This is a genomic window from Helicobacter sp. T3_23-1056, assembly GCF_053654535.1.
Genome location: NZ_JBSIUU010000007.1, coordinates 39,377 through 55,618 on the forward strand (window position 1 = coordinate 39,377; position 16,242 = coordinate 55,618).

The 16,242-nt window shown below is 38.6% G+C and carries 19 protein-coding genes; 9 read left to right on the plus strand and 10 right to left on the minus strand.

Features of this window, described 5'->3' with window-relative positions; all coding sequences use genetic code 11:
• Positions 1-163: 163 nt before the first annotated feature.
• From ACWIUO_RS04945 to ACWIUO_RS04960, 4 genes are all read left to right on the plus strand, one after another.
• Positions 164-775: a hypothetical protein gene (locus tag ACWIUO_RS04945; protein ID WP_454176811.1), complete on the plus strand. Its 612-nt coding sequence runs from the start codon at positions 164-166 to the stop codon at positions 773-775.
• Positions 776-970: 195 nt separating this feature from the next.
• A complete protein-coding gene (locus tag ACWIUO_RS04950; RefSeq protein WP_454172025.1) occupies positions 971-1,222 on the plus strand; it encodes a YfhL family 4Fe-4S dicluster ferredoxin in 252 nt (83 codons plus the stop codon).
• Between the two features lie 61 nt (positions 1,223-1,283).
• Positions 1,284-2,750 (plus strand): Ppx/GppA phosphatase family protein, encoded by a 1,467-nt coding sequence (locus ACWIUO_RS04955; RefSeq protein WP_454176812.1) that lies wholly within the window; start codon positions 1,284-1,286, stop codon positions 2,748-2,750.
• 29 nt (positions 2,751-2,779) lie between these two features.
• On the plus strand, positions 2,780-3,763 hold the full coding sequence (locus ACWIUO_RS04960; RefSeq protein ID WP_454176813.1) for a lipid A biosynthesis lauroyl acyltransferase: 984 nt from the start codon (positions 2,780-2,782) through the stop codon (positions 3,761-3,763).
• Between the two features lie 123 nt (positions 3,764-3,886).
• Here the strand turns inward: ACWIUO_RS04960 and ACWIUO_RS04965 are convergent, their stop codons facing one another.
• Entirely contained in the window at positions 3,887-4,072 is a 186-nt protein-coding gene (locus tag ACWIUO_RS04965; RefSeq protein WP_454176814.1) for a hypothetical protein, read from the minus strand.
• A 52-nt stretch (positions 4,073-4,124) separates the two neighbouring features.
• On the opposite strand from ACWIUO_RS04965, the gene ACWIUO_RS04970 reads away from it, so the two are divergent.
• The 4 genes from ACWIUO_RS04970 (at position 4,125) to ACWIUO_RS04985 (ending at position 6,936) form a co-directional block, all read left to right on the plus strand.
• Positions 4,125-4,679 (plus strand): c-type cytochrome, encoded by a 555-nt coding sequence (locus ACWIUO_RS04970; protein ID WP_454176815.1) that lies wholly within the window; start codon positions 4,125-4,127, stop codon positions 4,677-4,679.
• A gap of 472 nt (positions 4,680-5,151) precedes the next feature.
• Positions 5,152-6,042, plus strand: coding sequence for a hypothetical protein (locus tag ACWIUO_RS04975; RefSeq protein ID WP_454176816.1), 891 nt, complete (start codon positions 5,152-5,154; stop codon positions 6,040-6,042).
• A gap of 46 nt (positions 6,043-6,088) precedes the next feature.
• Positions 6,089-6,568 carry a hypothetical protein gene (locus ACWIUO_RS04980; protein ID WP_454176817.1) on the plus strand — a complete coding sequence of 160 codons (480 nt, stop codon included), beginning with the start codon at positions 6,089-6,091 and terminating at the stop codon, positions 6,566-6,568.
• A 113-nt stretch (positions 6,569-6,681) separates the two neighbouring features.
• Positions 6,682-6,936 carry a hypothetical protein gene (locus ACWIUO_RS04985; RefSeq protein ID WP_454176818.1) on the plus strand — a complete coding sequence of 85 codons (255 nt, stop codon included), beginning with the start codon at positions 6,682-6,684 and terminating at the stop codon, positions 6,934-6,936.
• A 251-nt stretch (positions 6,937-7,187) separates the two neighbouring features.
• Here the strand turns inward: ACWIUO_RS04985 and ACWIUO_RS04990 are convergent, their stop codons facing one another.
• From ACWIUO_RS04990 to ACWIUO_RS05025, 8 genes are all read right to left on the minus strand, one after another.
• Entirely contained in the window at positions 7,188-7,910 is a 723-nt protein-coding gene (locus tag ACWIUO_RS04990) for a hypothetical protein (protein ID WP_454176819.1), read from the minus strand.
• A gap of 58 nt (positions 7,911-7,968) precedes the next feature.
• Positions 7,969-8,586, minus strand: coding sequence for an ATP phosphoribosyltransferase (hisG, locus tag ACWIUO_RS04995; protein ID WP_454176894.1), 618 nt, complete (start codon positions 8,584-8,586; stop codon positions 7,969-7,971).
• A 15-nt stretch (positions 8,587-8,601) separates the two neighbouring features.
• Positions 8,602-9,288, minus strand: a complete 687-nt coding sequence (locus ACWIUO_RS05000; RefSeq protein ID WP_454172040.1) for a type III pantothenate kinase — start codon at positions 9,286-9,288, stop codon at positions 8,602-8,604.
• A gap of 10 nt (positions 9,289-9,298) precedes the next feature.
• Positions 9,299-10,789: a hypothetical protein gene (locus ACWIUO_RS05005; protein WP_454176820.1), complete on the minus strand. Its 1,491-nt coding sequence runs from the start codon at positions 10,787-10,789 to the stop codon at positions 9,299-9,301.
• A complete protein-coding gene (locus tag ACWIUO_RS05010; protein WP_454176821.1) occupies positions 10,707-11,447 on the minus strand; it encodes a hypothetical protein in 741 nt (246 codons plus the stop codon). Before ACWIUO_RS05010 ends, ACWIUO_RS05005 begins: the two co-directional genes overlap by 83 nt.
• A 47-nt stretch (positions 11,448-11,494) precedes the next feature.
• Entirely contained in the window at positions 11,495-11,977 is a 483-nt protein-coding gene (dut, locus tag ACWIUO_RS05015) for a dUTP diphosphatase (protein ID WP_454176822.1), read from the minus strand.
• 76 nt (positions 11,978-12,053) lie between these two features.
• The gene (gene greA, locus ACWIUO_RS05020; protein WP_454176823.1) at positions 12,054-12,536 is read right to left on the minus strand and encodes a transcription elongation factor GreA; all 483 of its coding nucleotides are present in this window, start codon (positions 12,534-12,536) and stop codon (positions 12,054-12,056) included.
• Positions 12,537-12,579: 43 nt separating this feature from the next.
• On the minus strand, positions 12,580-14,532 hold the full coding sequence (locus tag ACWIUO_RS05025) for a lipid-A-disaccharide synthase (protein WP_454176824.1): 1,953 nt from the start codon (positions 14,530-14,532) through the stop codon (positions 12,580-12,582).
• Positions 14,533-14,736: 204 nt separating this feature from the next.
• On the opposite strand from ACWIUO_RS05025, the gene ACWIUO_RS05030 reads away from it, so the two are divergent.
• A complete protein-coding gene (locus ACWIUO_RS05030; RefSeq protein WP_454176825.1) occupies positions 14,737-15,153 on the plus strand; it encodes a Fur family transcriptional regulator in 417 nt (138 codons plus the stop codon).
• Between the two features lie 430 nt (positions 15,154-15,583).
• Here the strand turns inward: ACWIUO_RS05030 and ACWIUO_RS05035 are convergent, their stop codons facing one another.
• Positions 15,584-16,141: a hypothetical protein gene (locus ACWIUO_RS05035; protein WP_454176826.1), complete on the minus strand. Its 558-nt coding sequence runs from the start codon at positions 16,139-16,141 to the stop codon at positions 15,584-15,586.
• Positions 16,142-16,242: the final 101 nt, after the last annotated feature.

Below are 16,242 nucleotides of genomic sequence, written 5' to 3' on the forward strand. Positions count from 1 at the left end.
TAAATAATAATAAAAAATTGCTTTGATAAACTTGCTTTAATCATAGAATCTAGCTAGATTTTGGTATAATGCCGTTTTTGCGACATTTTCACATTAAATATACAATAGATAAATGCACGACACAAAATCTTAACATAAATCCTAACAAAGGCATAAAAAGCAAATGCAGCACACCCCTCCGCAAAATCCAAATAACCAACCAAATCCAAATGAAAATCTAACTTCAACCCCCGCTACACCTGCTAGCAACATACCTCAAACCATTTTAGTGCAAGATTTTATAAACCCTGCTAAATCCCTTAGCAATATCGCAAATCCGCAATCTAATTCCTTAAAATCCATTTTTGATTCTGCTGTATTGCCACCTGCTATGTCTGCTAATGATTCTACGCAAAAAGCCACTACACCAGCGCAAAATGCCAAAAGCGAAATAAGAATCATAGAGGGAGAATCTTTGAGAAAAGATTTTGGCAATGAAGTGAGAATCAACCAAAATGAGCGCGATGAATTGTTTGCCATAGAGGCGATACCAAAAGATGAGGGGCTAAATGTGCGCTACCTAATCTACGCATATTTGGGGCTTGGGACATTGCTACTAATATGTATGCCAAAGATATGGCTAAGTAGCGCGATATACTACACAAGCCGTGATATAAACAAACTTCAAACCCAAAGAGATTTGCTCCAAGAAGAAAACAAACGCTTGCAAAATGAGCGCGAAAAGCTAAAATATCAATATCTAAAGTTAAATTCTCAACCCCAAAATCCACGCTAAGTAAAATCTAAGCAAAATGTGGATAAAAACAGCAAAACCACTCAAAATCCAAACGCAAAATCAAAAATTACGCATTTAGATTCTAAATTTTTACTAATTTCAACATAATTTAAGAATATTTTCGTTAAAAAGCACCATTTGTTTTTATGCTTGTTCATAATGCCTAAAATCCACCAAAAAAAAAAGGAGTGCAAAATGAGTTTGTTAATCAATGATGAATGTATAGCTTGCGATGCGTGCTTAGAAGAATGCCCAAATGACGCGATTATCGAAGGTGAGCCAATCTATCGCATAGACCCTGATTGCTGCACAGAATGCGTGGGGTATTATGATGAGCCAAGCTGTGTAAGTGCTTGCCCAAAAGATGCGATTATGCCAGACCCTGATAATGCAGAGAGTTTAGAAGAGCTAAAATACAAATACGAACAACTAAAAAATAAAGAATAAAAGATATAATACGCCATTATTGCTCAAAATCAAACTTAGCATAAAATCATAAGGGGTAAAAATGGCAAAAGTAACCGCAGTCATTGACATCGGCTCAAACTCCGCTAGAATGGCGATTTATGAAAAAACAAGTCGCTATGGATTTCGTCTCATATATGAGAGCAAATCTCGCGTGAGGATTTCGGAGGGTTGCTATGAAAATGGTGGGGCATTGCAAGAAATCCCTATGCAAAGGGCTATTTCAGCGTTACGAGAATTTAGAGCGATTGCCAAAGAGCACAATGCCAAAAAACTCTTTTGCGTAGCGACTTCTGCGATAAGAGACGCACCAAACAAAGCACAATTTTTAGCGCGCGCAAAAAAAGAGAGTGGCATAAATATCAAAGTCATTGACGGAGAAAAAGAAGCGTGGTATGGCGGAGTGGCGTGCGCAAATCTCTCCCACAACAAAACAGGCATAACTATCGATATAGGCGGGGGAAGCACAGAATGTGCTATCATAGAAAATGGCGTGCTAAAAGATTTAATCTCCCTAAAACTTGGGACGATTAGGCTAAAAGAACTATTTTTTGACCATAACAAAAATATCGATTTGGCAAAAGAGTTTATTTCAAAAGAGTTAGAAAAATTGCCTTCGATTTTTAAATGTGAAAATGTATTTGGGATTGGCGGGACGATTCGTGCGATAGCCAAAATGATAAGCAGGCAGGCAAAATACCCCATAAAAACCATTCACGGCTATGAAGTAGAAGTAGCAAAAATGCGCCCCCTTATCCAAAGTATCTACAAAGCAAAAGAAGATGAGCTAGAGGGGCTAGGCGTCCCTCTAGATAGAAAGGACAATATCAAAAGCGGTGCGCTGATTTTTTCTATGCTTTTATCACATTTTGGGGCAAAAAATATCACTGCTAGCGGTGTGGGCGTGCGTGAAGGGGTTTTCCTTAGTGATATGTTGCGCACCCAAAGACATAGATTCCCAAATGGAATCCTGCCATCTCTTGTATCCTTAAAAGATAGATTTGGTATCAATGAAAAAGTCGCCAAAAACCACACTAGACAAGCCCTAGCCATTTTTAGTGCGTTAGCCCCGCTACATAAGCTAGGCAACGAATACACAGCCTATATCAATGTCGCTTCACAGCTTTGTGATATTGGGAGTTTTCTAAATTTTTATGGCAAGTCCGAGCTTGGCGCGTATATATTGCTAAATGGGCTTGATTATGGATTTTCGCACACCCAAAGAGCGGTGATTTGCCTGCTAGTGCAGCATTTAGGCAAGCAGATTCCCAAAGATTCTGCCATAGCGCATATTAGCGAGATTATGCCACCGCTAGAATCCCTGCAATGGCTTAGCTTTATTTTGTCCCTAGCCCATACACTATGTGCCACAGGGGAGGAAAAACTAGCTTATACCTATGCTAGAGAATCCCTCCAAATCCATTGCAAATCGCCACTATATCTTGCTAGAGAGGATATTTCTAGGCTGATTCCGCCTGCCAAAATGAGCGTAGAATTTATCACAGGCTAGAATTTAACTAGATTTTAACTAGGATTAAAATGTCGCAATCCACGCAAACAGCTAAGCAAACACACAAACAAAATCTAAATGCAAAACTAAAAAAACTTGCTATGTTTTGCAATGGCAAGTTTTTGGATAGCTTTGTGCGTGGGTTTGGGTTTATATTAGCGATTATGCCACATTGGCTGTTTTTGGGATTTGTCAAAGCTCTAGGCAAGCTAATGTCATCACTAGATAAAAAATCTCGCTACGATGATGCCAAAAAAAACCTTGATTTTATCTATGGCGACAAACTTAGCGAGGAAGCAAAAAAATCCATCATCAAGCGGTGTTATCAAAACTTTGCATTTGTCATACTAGAATCTATCCGCGTAACCAAAATCCCATACGACAAGCACAAAAAACGATTTGAAGTCATAGATGAGCGTTATTTGCTAGAATGCTTGGATTCTAAAGGTAGCGCGGTGCTTATCTCTGGGCATTTTGGGTATTGGGAGGCGATGGCTACATTTTTGCCACCGCGCTATCGCAAATGCCAAATGGCAAGTCTAGGGCGACTTACAGGGATAGATTCTGTGGATTCGCTAATCATCTCAAGGCGGGAATTTCAAGGGGTAAAATTTATCAACAAAGCTGGAGCGTTTAAGCATTTACTACGACTATATGGCGGGGGAAGCGCACTAGCAGGGATACTCACAGACCAAAGTATCAACAAAAACGAGGGTATAGAAGTAGAATTTATGGGCAAAAAAGCCACGCACACGCCCATAGCGTCTATCTTATCGCGTAGATTTGAAGTGGGAATCGTGCCTGTGTTTATTGATTTTGATGAGGATTACACAAAGTTTTTTGTGAGGTTTTATCCGCCTATTTTTACGCCACGCACGCAGGATTCTAGCGATGATATTTTGCAAGCGACACAAGCCCAAGCCCATATCACAGCCCAAGTGATAGATATAAATCCTAGCAGTTGGTTTTGGTTTCATAGGCGTTGGAAAGATTTTTATGAGGATTTGTATTAGGATTTTGGGTTTTTTGATTTGCGTGGTTTGATTTTGGGTGGGAAAAATATTTGAAATTTTTGATATTTCATTATGTTGGGTTTGGATTTTGCAAATGTTTTTACAATGGAATCTAAATGGATTTTAAATGAGATTTTGTGGTTTTTGTGGAGTTTTTGGCAGAGATTTTGCAAAAATCGCACTTTTTTGCACAAAATCTTTTCCCAAAATCACATAAAATTTGCTATAATCAAAGTTAATCTTTCGTAAATGAGAGATAATTTTTGCTAAGCTACTTAAATTGTTGATATATTCAAATATTTTTTGCATATATTTGCATTTAAGCTAGTGAAGCGATTTTACACAGCATAAAGGAGCAAAAATGTGTGTGAATGTTTTTAAAGGGCTACAAGTAGTAGGTAAAGGTGTCTCTCTAGCGGGACTAGTATGCGGGGTGATGCTAAGCTCATCTTTGCTAAATGCTGCGCCACAAGATGCGAAAACAAAAGCAAAGCAAGCCACAGGCAATATGTCTGCTGACCAACGAAAGAGGGCAGAAGATGGTATGCGAGCGGTGCAAAGACGAGAGAGCTTCAATGAAGCTACCCTAGAAAAAGGCAAAAGACGCTACAAATCTTGCGCGATTTGCCACGGCTCAAAAGGCGATGTAACAGCTCCAGGGCAACTAGAAGGTAGGACTATCCTTGATAGAGACTATGCAGCACTTGTAAAAGAACTGCAAGACTACCGAGCGGGCACAGCGGATAATGGCGGACTAAATGTCATAATGACCGTGAATATGGATGAATGGACTGACCAAGAAATCCAAGATGTCTCTGCGCATATCAACGCTTTGCGCGCTGAATACAACCAAAAAGCAAAAGCAAAAGCTGGCGGAGCAAAAAAGAAGAAAAAGAGAGATGACGATGATGAATAAGCGTCTTGCTTAGATTTTCGTTTTTGATTCTTTTTGCATAGCGTGCTTGCGCTATGTGTTTTGATAGCTACAAATCGCGTTTGTGATTTGTAGCTATTTTTTTTGACTTTTTTAGATTCTGCATTTGACTTCTTTGCTTTAAGTGAATACTTCATATTTGTCCCATTTATACAATATCTTTGCATAAAATTCTTTCATAATATTTTTGCATAATGTTTGTGTGCAATATTTTTATACCACTTCTTTGACTTGCTACAAAATCCAAACAAAAAACACTTCCAAAATCAAAATCATACGATTAAAAAAAAATCCCCAAAATGTGTAAAATCTACACAATGACATAAAAATTTGCAAAAAAATTGCCAACTTTAAGCAAACCAAAAAAAAAAAAAAACGGCAAAATTTTTTTACCAAAATCTTTTGCCAAAATCTAAAGGGCAAAAAATCTACAAAAAAATCTAAAGGATAAAAAATGAACACTACACAAAATCCACATAAACACATTGAAAAAATCAAAACAAATGCGTTAGCAAAAGCGCACATTTACACCAAAAAAATGATAAAAAATGTCGTAATATTTGTTTTTGTGGCATTATTTGCTACGCTAAATATAGCATTATCACAAATCAATGACTCCGAGCTAGAGCGCGAAATCCAGCGACTAGAAAAGCAAAAAAAGATACTAGAGCTAAAAAAGCAAAATAAAAAACTCCAAAAAGAGCTAGATGATGATTCTAGCCAAACGCCACAAAAAGCGCAAAATCAAACTTCCAAGCAAAATCCACAAAATCAAACCCCATACTACGCGCCCAACCAATCACAAAAACCAAAAAGGCAAGTGATTTATGACGAAGATGAGGACGATGATGAAAACACCTACACAAGCACAAAGACAGAAGTGCAAGGCTTTATCCGCGTTGATGGGGGGTATCATATCGGGATTTATATGCTAGGCGTCCCACAAGTCAATCTCGAACTAGGGCTAAATATCAATGAAAATGCGAGGGTTTTTCTAGGTGGTAGCTATGCGTGGGGCAAATATAAGCAATACGATCAATACATCGCAAATGCTTATATAGGGATTGGGTGGATTCCTATACTTTTTGATAGTCCTGTGAGATATGTGCTAGATTCGTATTTGGGTGCGACTTTTGGGCGCGTGTATCTACAGACAGGTAGCTCGCTAGAAGGCTATAAAACATATAGATATAGTGGTAGCGGATTTTTAGCGGGATTGCGCACGGGCATTGCGTTTGACATAGGGTCTCACGCGCAACTAGAGATTGGCACTAGGATAGAGGCGTCTCTTGGGTTGTTAAATCTTGTGGTTACGCCTTATGGTAGCTTTACATTTGTGTTTTAATGCGTTTTTTAATGCGTTTTTTATGTTGGTAGATAAAGGAATCTAAATGAAGTGTTTATCGCATTTTTATGTCTATATTTTTGGCATTGGCGTTTGTTTGGGTGGGGGTGTTATGCTTAGCGGTTGTTTGGATTTGAGCGGGACGCTTGTAGCACAATCACTCCCTCCAAAAACCAACAAATCCATACATTTTCCAAAAGAAAAACTAGGCTTTAGACTAAATGAAAATAGCTCACTAGGCGAAAATCCGCAAGATGGCAGAGCCAAAATCTGTCTTGCTAGCTTTTTTGATAACACAAAAATGGCTTTCCCTGTGTATTTTGAATACAACCCACAGCTAAGCAAAAACGGCACATACACCCCAAATGAAGCAAAAACTCAAGGTAGTTTTGGAGAGATGAGTGGCAGGGGCGGATTTTGCATAGAAGTGGCTAGCGGGTATGATTTGAGCGTATTTACACTTGGAAAATATCCTAGCTTTGTGGTATTTAGCCCCGCAAAACATATTGCATTAGAGGGGATATAGTAGGTGGGGATTTTTCACAATGGCTAAGTCTATCTTTTTCTACAAGGGCGCATTGTGAGTATTTCTTTGCTCAAATGAAAAAAAATCAAAAACACAAAAAGGGGAAATAACAAATGTCGTTAGATTTTGGTTGCAAAAATTTTATTGGGATTTTATTGCAAATTTTATTGGTGGGGTTATTTGCATTTTGCGTTGTTGGCTGTAAGCAATTAGTCGATGATACGGAAGAGAACAAGACTTGCAAACAATCTTGCTGGGATAGATATTTTTCTCAATATAGTGGAAGTGCTTGGGAAACAGCTTCTCAAATCAACTCTTGCACATTGAGAGAATGCGGCTGCTACTACTATTCCTGCAAAGATGAATAAGATTTTTATATCATTAGCTAAATGTTGTAAGCATTTAGTGTGTCATTTTGGTTTTGCTAGATTTTTGATTTTGGATTTTAGCTCGCTTTTTTTTGCGTGGCTTAATGTCTGCTTTAGCGTTATCATCGCCTATTTTAAAATTTTGCTTTTTTTTAAAAAACTAGATTTTATAAAAATGACAAAATCATAGACAAAAACAGCATAAAGATTCTATAAATTTATAAAAATCAGCAAATGACATTTAGCAAAATCTACCACACGCTTGCGATGATTTTGATTTTGTTTGATTTGGTGCGTTTTTCTTTTTGGGTTTGTTTGGCGTTTTTGGCGTGGGATATGATTTTTGCGTCTAGCTCGCTTTGCGATAGATTGGTATTTTTAGATTCTTTTGAAAATGCAAAATCTTTGGCAGATTCTTGCGAAGCGATAGAATCGCTAGATTCTTGTGTGGTGCTTGTGTTTTGATAATATTCCTCAACTAGCGCGTTTTCATCGCTTTTGCCCATATCGATAAAAGTAAGTCTAGCTTTGGCACAATGGCTTTTGTCCCCTTTGCATAGCCCGAAATAAAAATCAATGCTTAGGCTACTTTTGTCCTTGCTCCATTCATACGCATAGCCATATCGCACATCTAGTGGCATCTCATACAAGATGGCATAGCTATGACTCTCCATAGGCAAGACGCGCTCCAAAGCATAGCCAGATTGTTGGTGGATTTTGCCGTATTTTTTGCGGTATAGGTGGTAGGCGGTGGGTATGTCTTTTGCCTCTATGATGATGATTTGGGTTTTGCCTCGCTCGGTGCATTCGCTACTTTTGGTGGCAAATCGCACCTCACAATCCAAATATCCCGCGGATTCCCACTGCCATTTGCCCCATTTATCAGCATTTGCAAGCACTGCTACGCTACTTGCAAAGCACGCTACAAATACCAAAAAAGCTGTTTTTATCAATCTATTTATGCCTCTTGCCATTTTATCCCCTGCTTGCTTTTTGTCAATATGTTTGGCAAACTTTGATACTTAGCAAAATCTACTTTGCTTTTAGCGTATTTTCTATCCTAGCGCATAGCTCCAAAATCAACGCCTTTTTTAGCGAAAAGCTATTGATATTTGCCACCAAATACGCACTAGAATCCAAGATTTTCTCGCACTCTAAGAGGTTGTTTGCCCTCATCGTATCGCCCGTCTCTACTATATCTACGATACCATCACATAGCCCCACAAGCGCGGCTAGCTCGATAGAGCCATATAGCTTTATCACATCGACAGGGATTGCTTTTTGAGAGAAATATTTTGTAGTGATATTTGGCATTTTGGTGGCGATAGTGATTTTGGGCTTTGAATAATCAATCGGCTTATCCGCGTGTGCGCCCACTACCACGCGACATTTGCCTATGCCTAAATCTAGTAGTCTTACCACATTGTAGGGCTGCTCTTCTAGCACATCTAGCCCGACTACGCCTATATCTGCGGCTTGATGATATACATAGGTAGCGACATCTTGGCTTCTCACAAGCATAAAGCAAAAATCGCCTTTTTGCAAGATTAGCTTCCTATCATCAAACTCAAACTCTCCCCCAAAAATGCGCGAAAAAAGCCCCAAAGTATCTTTGGCTATGCGCCCTTTTGGCAATGCGATATTTAGCACACTAGCTCCCAAAAACTACTCCCAATCCAAATCAATAGGGGCTTCTTCTAGCTCTTGCATCGTCTGCGCTCTGCGCCGTTTTTCTAATGCCCTCTCAATAGAGATTCTCATACCGCGAAAAACCATTGTCTCATCATAAATCGCTTGAGCAAAAAACTTCGCCAAATACTTCCCATCGCCACCTGTGAAATACGCTTTTTTTGAGCCGATTGTGTTTTGGATTGTCAAAATGATACTTTTTAGCATTCCATAAGTGATTCCATCTTTGGTATTTAGTGGCAATTCTTTTGGCTCATAAGTGAAATTTATCCCCCCAACTAGCAATGGCGAAATCCTCCCATACGCGCCTATCATTTCATTAAACCCCGGCAAAATATAGCCACCTTGATGACGCCCACCGCTCATCACATCTACCGTGATAGCTGTCCCCGCATCGATTATTACGCCATCGCGCACGCACAGACACGCAGCCTTTCTATCCACGCCAAGCCCCATATATTCGGTAGGTAGCTCGATTATGGATTCCAAATCATAAGTGGTTTTAAAAGTCTTTGTTAGGATTTTTTCGTTTTCTGGATTTACGCTAATGTAGTAAATCTCTTCGTTAAACATTCGCCTATGTAGTGAGCGAGGGAGCAGGTGGGTTACTTTCCCATTGCTCCAAAAGTGAAAATGTGTGTTACCTATATCGCATAATAGCATAGCTACCCCTTTATTTAGATGTTATAAAATCGGCAATTTTGGCAAAATCAAAGTAGTATTTGTTGTAATAAAAAATATTTTTGGTGTAAAAATTTAGTTTATTGCCTAGCATTTTACCAAAGGAATCTTGTGCTTGATAGACTTTGTGAGTGAAATCATCGACATTTAGCGCGATGATAAAACTGCCATTTTTTTCATAAGTATAAAGCGTGTTGTTTGAAAAAGCCATACCCTCTAGGCTTGCGTATTCAAATTTTTTGGTATTTACTTCTCGCAAAGTATGGTCTAACTGCGCTATCTTGCCATCTAGCGTGAGTGCGTATAAGTAGCCATTATAAAATGCAATATCTTTTAGCTCCTCTGCGTAGCTAAACTGCTGTGCTGATACAATGCTAATTAGCTTTTTGGGCGTGGCGGCAAATATGCGCAAATCATCGCCTTGCAAATAAATAATGTTGTTGAAAAATTTTTCACTTGAAACAATGATATTTCTTTGTGTTTCGTAGTTTTGCGTGCTAACGACTAAAATCCTGCCATCAAGTGTGGGAAACACCACCAAAGAATCTAAAAATAGCGGAGCGGCGATAAGCTGATTTACCGCTAGCACTGCGCTACCTTTTTGGCTAAATAGGGATTCTTGTGCGATTTTTTTGCTATTTTCTTGCGGATTTTCTTGCACATTTTCTTGCGCAGATTTTGTCGCTAAATCGTGCGTAGATTGATTTTGGCTAGAAGTTGCAAAATCTATGTTTTGCGTTTTGCTAGAATCTGCGTTATCAAAATCACCCCTCTCAAAATCGCCCCTGCCAAAATCGCTTCCGCCAAAATTACCCCCAAAATCGCCCCCAAGAGAAATGATATGGCTTGTGTTATCAGTGGTTACAAACGCAAGTAGATTTTCCCTCAAACTCGCACTGATAGCGCAGCCCTGTATTTGAACTTCGATTTGCTCTTGCGTGCAGGCGGTGTTTTCTTCTTTCACGGGGCAAGTCCCGCCTTCAAAGGCGTTTTCATCAACCAAACTAGATTTTAGTAGCAAAATCTCCCCGCAACCTTTCGCAAAAATATAATACCCGCCAGATTCGTTCAAAAACTTCGCGTTTTTGGGGATTAGCTCTCGTATTTGCTTGTTTGCAGGGACAAATCCACTTTGTGTCAAAAGAGAGCCATCTTTTAGCGTGGCGACATAGCGATTATTTTGGGCTATGGGCGTGGGGAAAGATTGTGAGAAAATAATCTGCCCATCGATATTAGCAGGCGTATAAAATTTTTTGGAGCTACACCCAAAAAACAAAACGCACGACAAAGCCACAAAAATAAACCCAAATATATGCTTACAGCGCGCAATCTTTGCAAAATCTACGACAAAAATACGCTTTGATAAATTGCTAAAATCTTTCATCATTTGCACCATTTTGTTATTTGGATTTTTGCTCGCTAGGCTTTGTGGCAAAATCATTGCTAGATTTTGGGCTAGATTCTTTGTCTTGCGGTGTTTCAAGCTTGATAGATTCTAGCTTTGTGGATTGTAATGATATTTTATCTATGCCATAATGCTCCATTTGCCTAGCGATAGAATCTAGGCTAGATTCGCTAGACACACTTTTTAGCACCTCACGCGCTTTGGCAATATCGTTATTTTTAAAAAGCAAATACGCTTCTTGGATTTTGGCAAAATCTTTTAGAGAATCTGTATCTTTTTTGTTTTTGGCATTGCTATATATGGCATTTAGTGCATCTTTGTCCTCTTTTAGAGAGGCTAGCTCATATTGTGCGATTTGTGCGATTAGCTCATTTTTGGATTCTTTTAGCCCCTCTAGCTCTTGCATTCGCTCTTCTTTTTGGCTTGATAAATTTGCATAGACAAATGCGTCATAAAGTTTTGGGGCTTTTGATTTTAGATTTTCGCGTAAGATGGTGTTTTGTGGCGATACAAGCAGTTCATCATAGATTTGGCTAATCTCTTTTGCATTTTTTTCCTCTACATAATCGCTAGCTACGATAAATCCTACCCAAAGAATGATGATAGAAACAATCCCAAGCAATACAAATTTGTATTTTTTAAAAAGCCTCTCTATCTTAAAAGCATTTTCTAATAGCTTCTCATCATTTTGAAATTCACTTTTTATATGTTCTAAATCCTTGCTTAGCTTACTCACTTTTGCTCCTTTTTGTTATTTTTGGTGGTCAAATCACCGCCAATGCCCTATTTATCAGCCCCGCCACTAGATTTGCTACCAAACCCACCGCTACTGCCAAATCCTTTTGCCCCTCGCTCGCTTTGTGCTAGCTCATCTACTTCGACAAAATCCACCTGCCTCACTCTTTGCACCACTGCTTGAGCGATTCTATCGCCTTTGTGGATAGCAAAATCCTCTTTGCTTAAATTGATTAAAATCACCATTATTTCCCCACGATAGTCGCTATCAATCGTCCCGGGCGTATTTAGCACGGAAATCCCATTTTTGATAGCTAGCCCAGAGCGGGGGCGCACCTGTATTTCATAGCCTTTTTCTATCTCAAACGCTAATCCCGTGCGCACTGCCACTCTATCGCCCGCTTTTAGCACCACCTCATCGATAGAATGCAAATCAAAGCCCGCCGCCTCTGCTGAATGATAGCGCGGGATAATCGCTTCATCGCTAAGTCTTTGCACTTTTAACATAGGGGTATTTTTGCCAAAATCCATTATGATTCTCCAAAATCTATATTCTGCTAAATCTTACTTAAACTTACCCAAATCTGACTCAAGTTTTACTCAAATCTCACTCAAAATCAATGGGCTTATACGAAATGCTTAAAATCTCAAAATCACACTCGCCACGCGGAAGAGTGATATTTACCTCATCGCCTACTTCTTTGTCTAGCAATGCTTTTGCGATGGGCGAACCATACGAAATAAGCCCTCGCGAAGAATCACTCTCAATGCTCCCCACAATCGTATAAATGGATTTTTTCTCACTATCCAAATCCAAAATCTCAACCGTGCTACCAAAACTTACTTTATCGTGTGGCAATTTTGCAGGGTCGATTATTTGCGCATCGGCTAGCATCTCACTCAAATCTTTTATCCTAGCGTCAATAAAAAGCTGTTTTTCTTTTGCTGCGTGGTATTCAGCATTTTCTTTCAAATCCCCGTGTGCACGGGCAATATCGATTTCTTTGATGATATTTGGACGCTCGACTTCTTTTAGATTTTTTAGCTCGGCGCAGAGTTTTTGATGTCCATATTGTGTGATTGGCTGCATAAAATTCTCCTAAAAATATGAGGGGATATAATACCAAAATTTGTTAATTCATTAACATATTTGCGACATTTTGCGCACTTCCATAATATTTTTTTGAATGCTTTTTTGCTAGATTTTTTTCCGTAGAAATGTTTGAAATATTTTTGGCACTCATATTTTTTGCATTTTTTGCGCTAAGGTAAGCCCAAAGCTTTTTTGCGCTAGCGATGAAATGCCCATCTTTTGCTCTCTCTAGCTCGCATTCAAACGCGTTTAGTAGATTTTTGGCAGTCATATCGCTTTGTATTAGCTCTTGGTGCATTTTGGATTCTCCTCTGCCAGCCTCCTCGCCACAAAGGGCGTTGTAAAAAATATTTGCTAGCCCTATGTAGCGTAGTTTGACAAATGTCCTAGCGATAAGATAATCTAGTGTCGCGGCTTTGTAGCAAAGCACAAAGGGAGTGCCTAAAAGGGCTGCTTCTAGCGTGGCAGTCCCAGAGCAGATGAAAGCAAAATGAGCTTTTTTTAGAGAATCTTGCGTATCAAAACTTAGCTCAAATCCGCTTAAATCGCCATATATCAGCTCTAATTCCTCTCTACTTTTATCCCCAAAAAACGCAGGGACAACAAGGATTTTAATAAAATCTTTTTTTGGATTTTGTTGTGGATTTTGCGCGGTTTTGGTGCAGTTAGTTTTTGTGCAAGCGGTTTTTGTGGTGGTTTTTGTGGCAGTCGAGTTGGTAGCATTCGCCAAATTAGCCAAATTAGCAAAGTTTGCAAAGTTGATAAAGTTTGCAGATTTTGCAGATTTTTTTGTCGCTACTTTTGTGGATACTTTTTTTGATACATTGCAAAAATCATTGCTAGATTTTAGCATTGTTGATTCTAGTGCGTTTGCCACCTCTCTAAAAGTAGGGAAAATCCGCGCTATCTCTCCCCTCCTAGAGCCCGGCATAAATGCAATGCGCATTGCGTTTGACTGCGTGGTGTCTTGATAAGATTTGGTAACTTTTTGTGTTAAGCCTTGTTTTTGAGCTAAATTTTGCTTAGATTTTGCCTCTTTTTGTTTGGATTCTCTTTGCTCTATCGCTCCAAAATCTAGCTCATCAAGCAAAGGGTGTCCCACAAAGCAAATTTGTTTTGATTTTCTAGCTTTGGCTGAATAATACCCCACCTCAAAAGGCAAAATCGCTAACAATTTATCAAATACCCTCTCTAGCACCTTGACACGCCACTTTTTCCACGCCCACACTTGAGGCAATATGTAGTAATAAATCGGCGTTTTGATTCCACTAGATTTGATTTTTTTGGCAAGCGGGATATGAAACGAGCTAGAATCTAAAAAAATGATTTTATCAGCCTCTTTTGCGATTTTTAGTAGTTGGCTTTGTGCGTGCAATATAAAAAAAATCTTTTTTGCCACATCGACAAAGCCCATTATGGCAAAATCCTGCGAGAAAAATAATGGCTTAAACGATAGGTGTTTTTTGATGAAATCATTTGCTTTTTTAGCAAAATCTAATTGCGCAGAATTTTGTGTAAAATCTTGCGTAAAATTCTGTGCAAAATCGATTTTTGCAGAATCATTGTTTGATAAAGTATGGCTAGATTTTGTGCTAGTTTTTACGCAGGTTTTAGTGCTAGATTTCGTGCAAATTTTATTGTGAGTTTTTGCAGAGGATTTTGCGTGAAAACCCCTTTGCAAACTCCCTTGCAAATCACAAGATTCCCCCTCCAAAAAAATCGCAAATTGTTTTGCCACTTGTTCTTGTAAGTTTTTATCAAAAATCCCTAACAATTCGATTTTGCCCTCTATGCGCTCTATTTGCGTAGTATTTTGTTGTGGATTTTTTTTTGTTAGTAGGATTTTATCGCTTTGATTAGATTCTTTTGCGCCGTTTTTTTCTTGCGTTTTGCCCTGTTTACCCTGCTTGTATAGGTTTTTTAGTATGCACAAAACCACTTCTTTTGCGTGTAGGTTTGAGCTTGGTTCAAGTGCGCTAAATAGGATTTTCATTTGCTATCGCTTTTTAGTTGATTTGGCATTTTTTAGGCGTATTGTGAAAGGCAAAAACCACAAATTGTATAATATTTTACTTAATTTTTTTGCTTTAACATTGTATTTATGTTCTAGGGGATAAAAATATTTATTAAATTATGCTAAATTATCGATTAAATCCTGCCTTATAAATGGCATATAACAATACTTAAAGGACAAATAATGGAATTTGAAGCGAGCCTAAAAGCTAAAAATCTAAAATCCACTCCACAGCGCATCGCAATCCTACGCGAAATCCAAAAAAATGGGCATATCGGCGTAGAAGACATTTATCAAAATATCAAAAAACATTATCCGTGCATATCGCTTGCCACCGTGTATAAAAATGTCGCCACGCTAAATGAGGCGGAGATTTTGCGCGAAATCAAAGCCCCCACACAAAAGCAAAAATACGAGCTAGCCTGCGACAAACACATACATGTAAGCTGCGATAGATGTGGCAAACTCCAAGATGTCTATGCCGATGTAAATGCGCTATCTAGCGAATGCAAGCAAAAAACGGGGTTTGATTTGTTTGATATTTCTGCGGTATTTATCGGCGTATGCCCAGAATGCAAGGCAAAAGAAAAAAGCATATAAAATACTTGCTAAAACTTCCATATAATACTAAAAAATATTACTTCTTTATAGCTCTCATTTTATTTTAAGATTAAGGTTTGCAAATCCCCATTTTGCCAAAAGATAATCATTATTGCGGGCGCAATGTGTGTTTAATGCTTGGACGCACGATAGTGTTGCGATGATTCTTAACTTTGAGCGATTTTGGAGTGATTTTGTATCCTAAGTGTGAATCAATCCACTTGCACTGATTACAAATCCTGCGAAATATCCCGTCCCACTTTGCCTTTTCTAAGCTTCGCGCCCTATAATGCTATGGCAAAAAAATCACAATTTCCACTAATGGCAATTAGCACAAACACCATAGTGAGAATCGCTATTTAGATTCTAATGATTCGTCATTGCTAGGCAGCGTGTGCCAAGCAAACACAACAAAACAATCCAAAAAATATCACAAACTAAGAATTTTTATTGCCGCCATTGCGAACGCAACTTGTTGCGCGTGGCAATCTATGGTTTTTATCATTGCAAGAATTTGCGTTATCGCCATTGCAAACAAATGTTTTTCCGTCATTGCGAGCAAAAATGAGCGTAAGCGAGTTTTTGCGTGGCAATCCAAATCTTTTTTATCGATTGTTTCGGCTTTTTTAAAGCCTTGCGATAAGAAAGCAATGTTAGATTCTAGTGAATCTTGTAATGATGATTTACTAGAATCTAGCGTGTTTGAAGTTGTGCGTGAAGTCGCCCCCCCCCCCCCCGTTTTCGCGCAAAGTCGTGCAACGCTAAAACGCAAAATCGCTTTTGCTAAAAAGTAATTCACAATGATTGAGCCAAGCATTATAGGTAAATATGCTACTTTCCAAAATGCGTAGAAAAATAGCGATGAGAGAATTAAAAAGATTTTAGCCCAAAGAAAATGCGCTCTAAATTTCGCATTTTTTAGCAAATGAAACACTATCCACACAATAGGCAAAAATGCAAAAATAAAAGCAAATGATGAGAAAAGCATAGACGAGTCCTTTGAAAAAAATATATGAAATTTTGCAAAAATCAAAAGCGTGATTTTAGCAAAAAATGAGCGTGATTTGCAATGCAAATCAAAACAAACCT

Bases quoted from the DNA above. Each gene is read 5' to 3' on its own strand.
- ACWIUO_RS04945 (WP_454176811.1), top strand. From the start codon at position 164: ATGCAGCACACCCCTCCGCAAAATCCAAATAACCAACCAAATCCAAAT.
- ACWIUO_RS04950 (WP_454172025.1), top strand. From the start codon at position 971: ATGAGTTTGTTAATCAATGATGAATGTATAGCTTGCGATGCGTGCTTA.
- ACWIUO_RS04955 (WP_454176812.1), top strand. From the start codon at position 1,284: ATGGCAAAAGTAACCGCAGTCATTGACATCGGCTCAAACTCCGCTAGA.
- ACWIUO_RS04960 (WP_454176813.1), top strand. From the start codon at position 2,780: ATGTCGCAATCCACGCAAACAGCTAAGCAAACACACAAACAAAATCTA.
- ACWIUO_RS04965 (WP_454176814.1), bottom strand. From the start codon at position 4,072: ATGCAAAAAATATTTGAATATATCAACAATTTAAGTAGCTTAGCAAAA.
- ACWIUO_RS04970 (WP_454176815.1), top strand. From the start codon at position 4,125: ATGTGTGTGAATGTTTTTAAAGGGCTACAAGTAGTAGGTAAAGGTGTC.
- ACWIUO_RS04975 (WP_454176816.1), top strand. From the start codon at position 5,152: ATGAACACTACACAAAATCCACATAAACACATTGAAAAAATCAAAACA.
- ACWIUO_RS04980 (WP_454176817.1), top strand. From the start codon at position 6,089: ATGAAGTGTTTATCGCATTTTTATGTCTATATTTTTGGCATTGGCGTT.
- ACWIUO_RS04985 (WP_454176818.1), top strand. From the start codon at position 6,682: ATGTCGTTAGATTTTGGTTGCAAAAATTTTATTGGGATTTTATTGCAA.
- ACWIUO_RS04990 (WP_454176819.1), bottom strand. From the start codon at position 7,910: ATGGCAAGAGGCATAAATAGATTGATAAAAACAGCTTTTTTGGTATTT.
- ACWIUO_RS05000 (WP_454172040.1), bottom strand. From the start codon at position 9,288: ATGCTATTATGCGATATAGGTAACACACATTTTCACTTTTGGAGCAAT.
- dut (WP_454176822.1), bottom strand. From the start codon at position 11,977: ATGGATTTTGGCAAAAATACCCCTATGTTAAAAGTGCAAAGACTTAGC.
- greA (WP_454176823.1), bottom strand. From the start codon at position 12,536: ATGCAGCCAATCACACAATATGGACATCAAAAACTCTGCGCCGAGCTA.
- ACWIUO_RS05025 (WP_454176824.1), bottom strand. From the start codon at position 14,532: ATGAAAATCCTATTTAGCGCACTTGAACCAAGCTCAAACCTACACGCA.
- ACWIUO_RS05030 (WP_454176825.1), top strand. From the start codon at position 14,737: ATGGAATTTGAAGCGAGCCTAAAAGCTAAAAATCTAAAATCCACTCCA.
- ACWIUO_RS05035 (WP_454176826.1), bottom strand. From the start codon at position 16,141: ATGCTTTTCTCATCATTTGCTTTTATTTTTGCATTTTTGCCTATTGTG.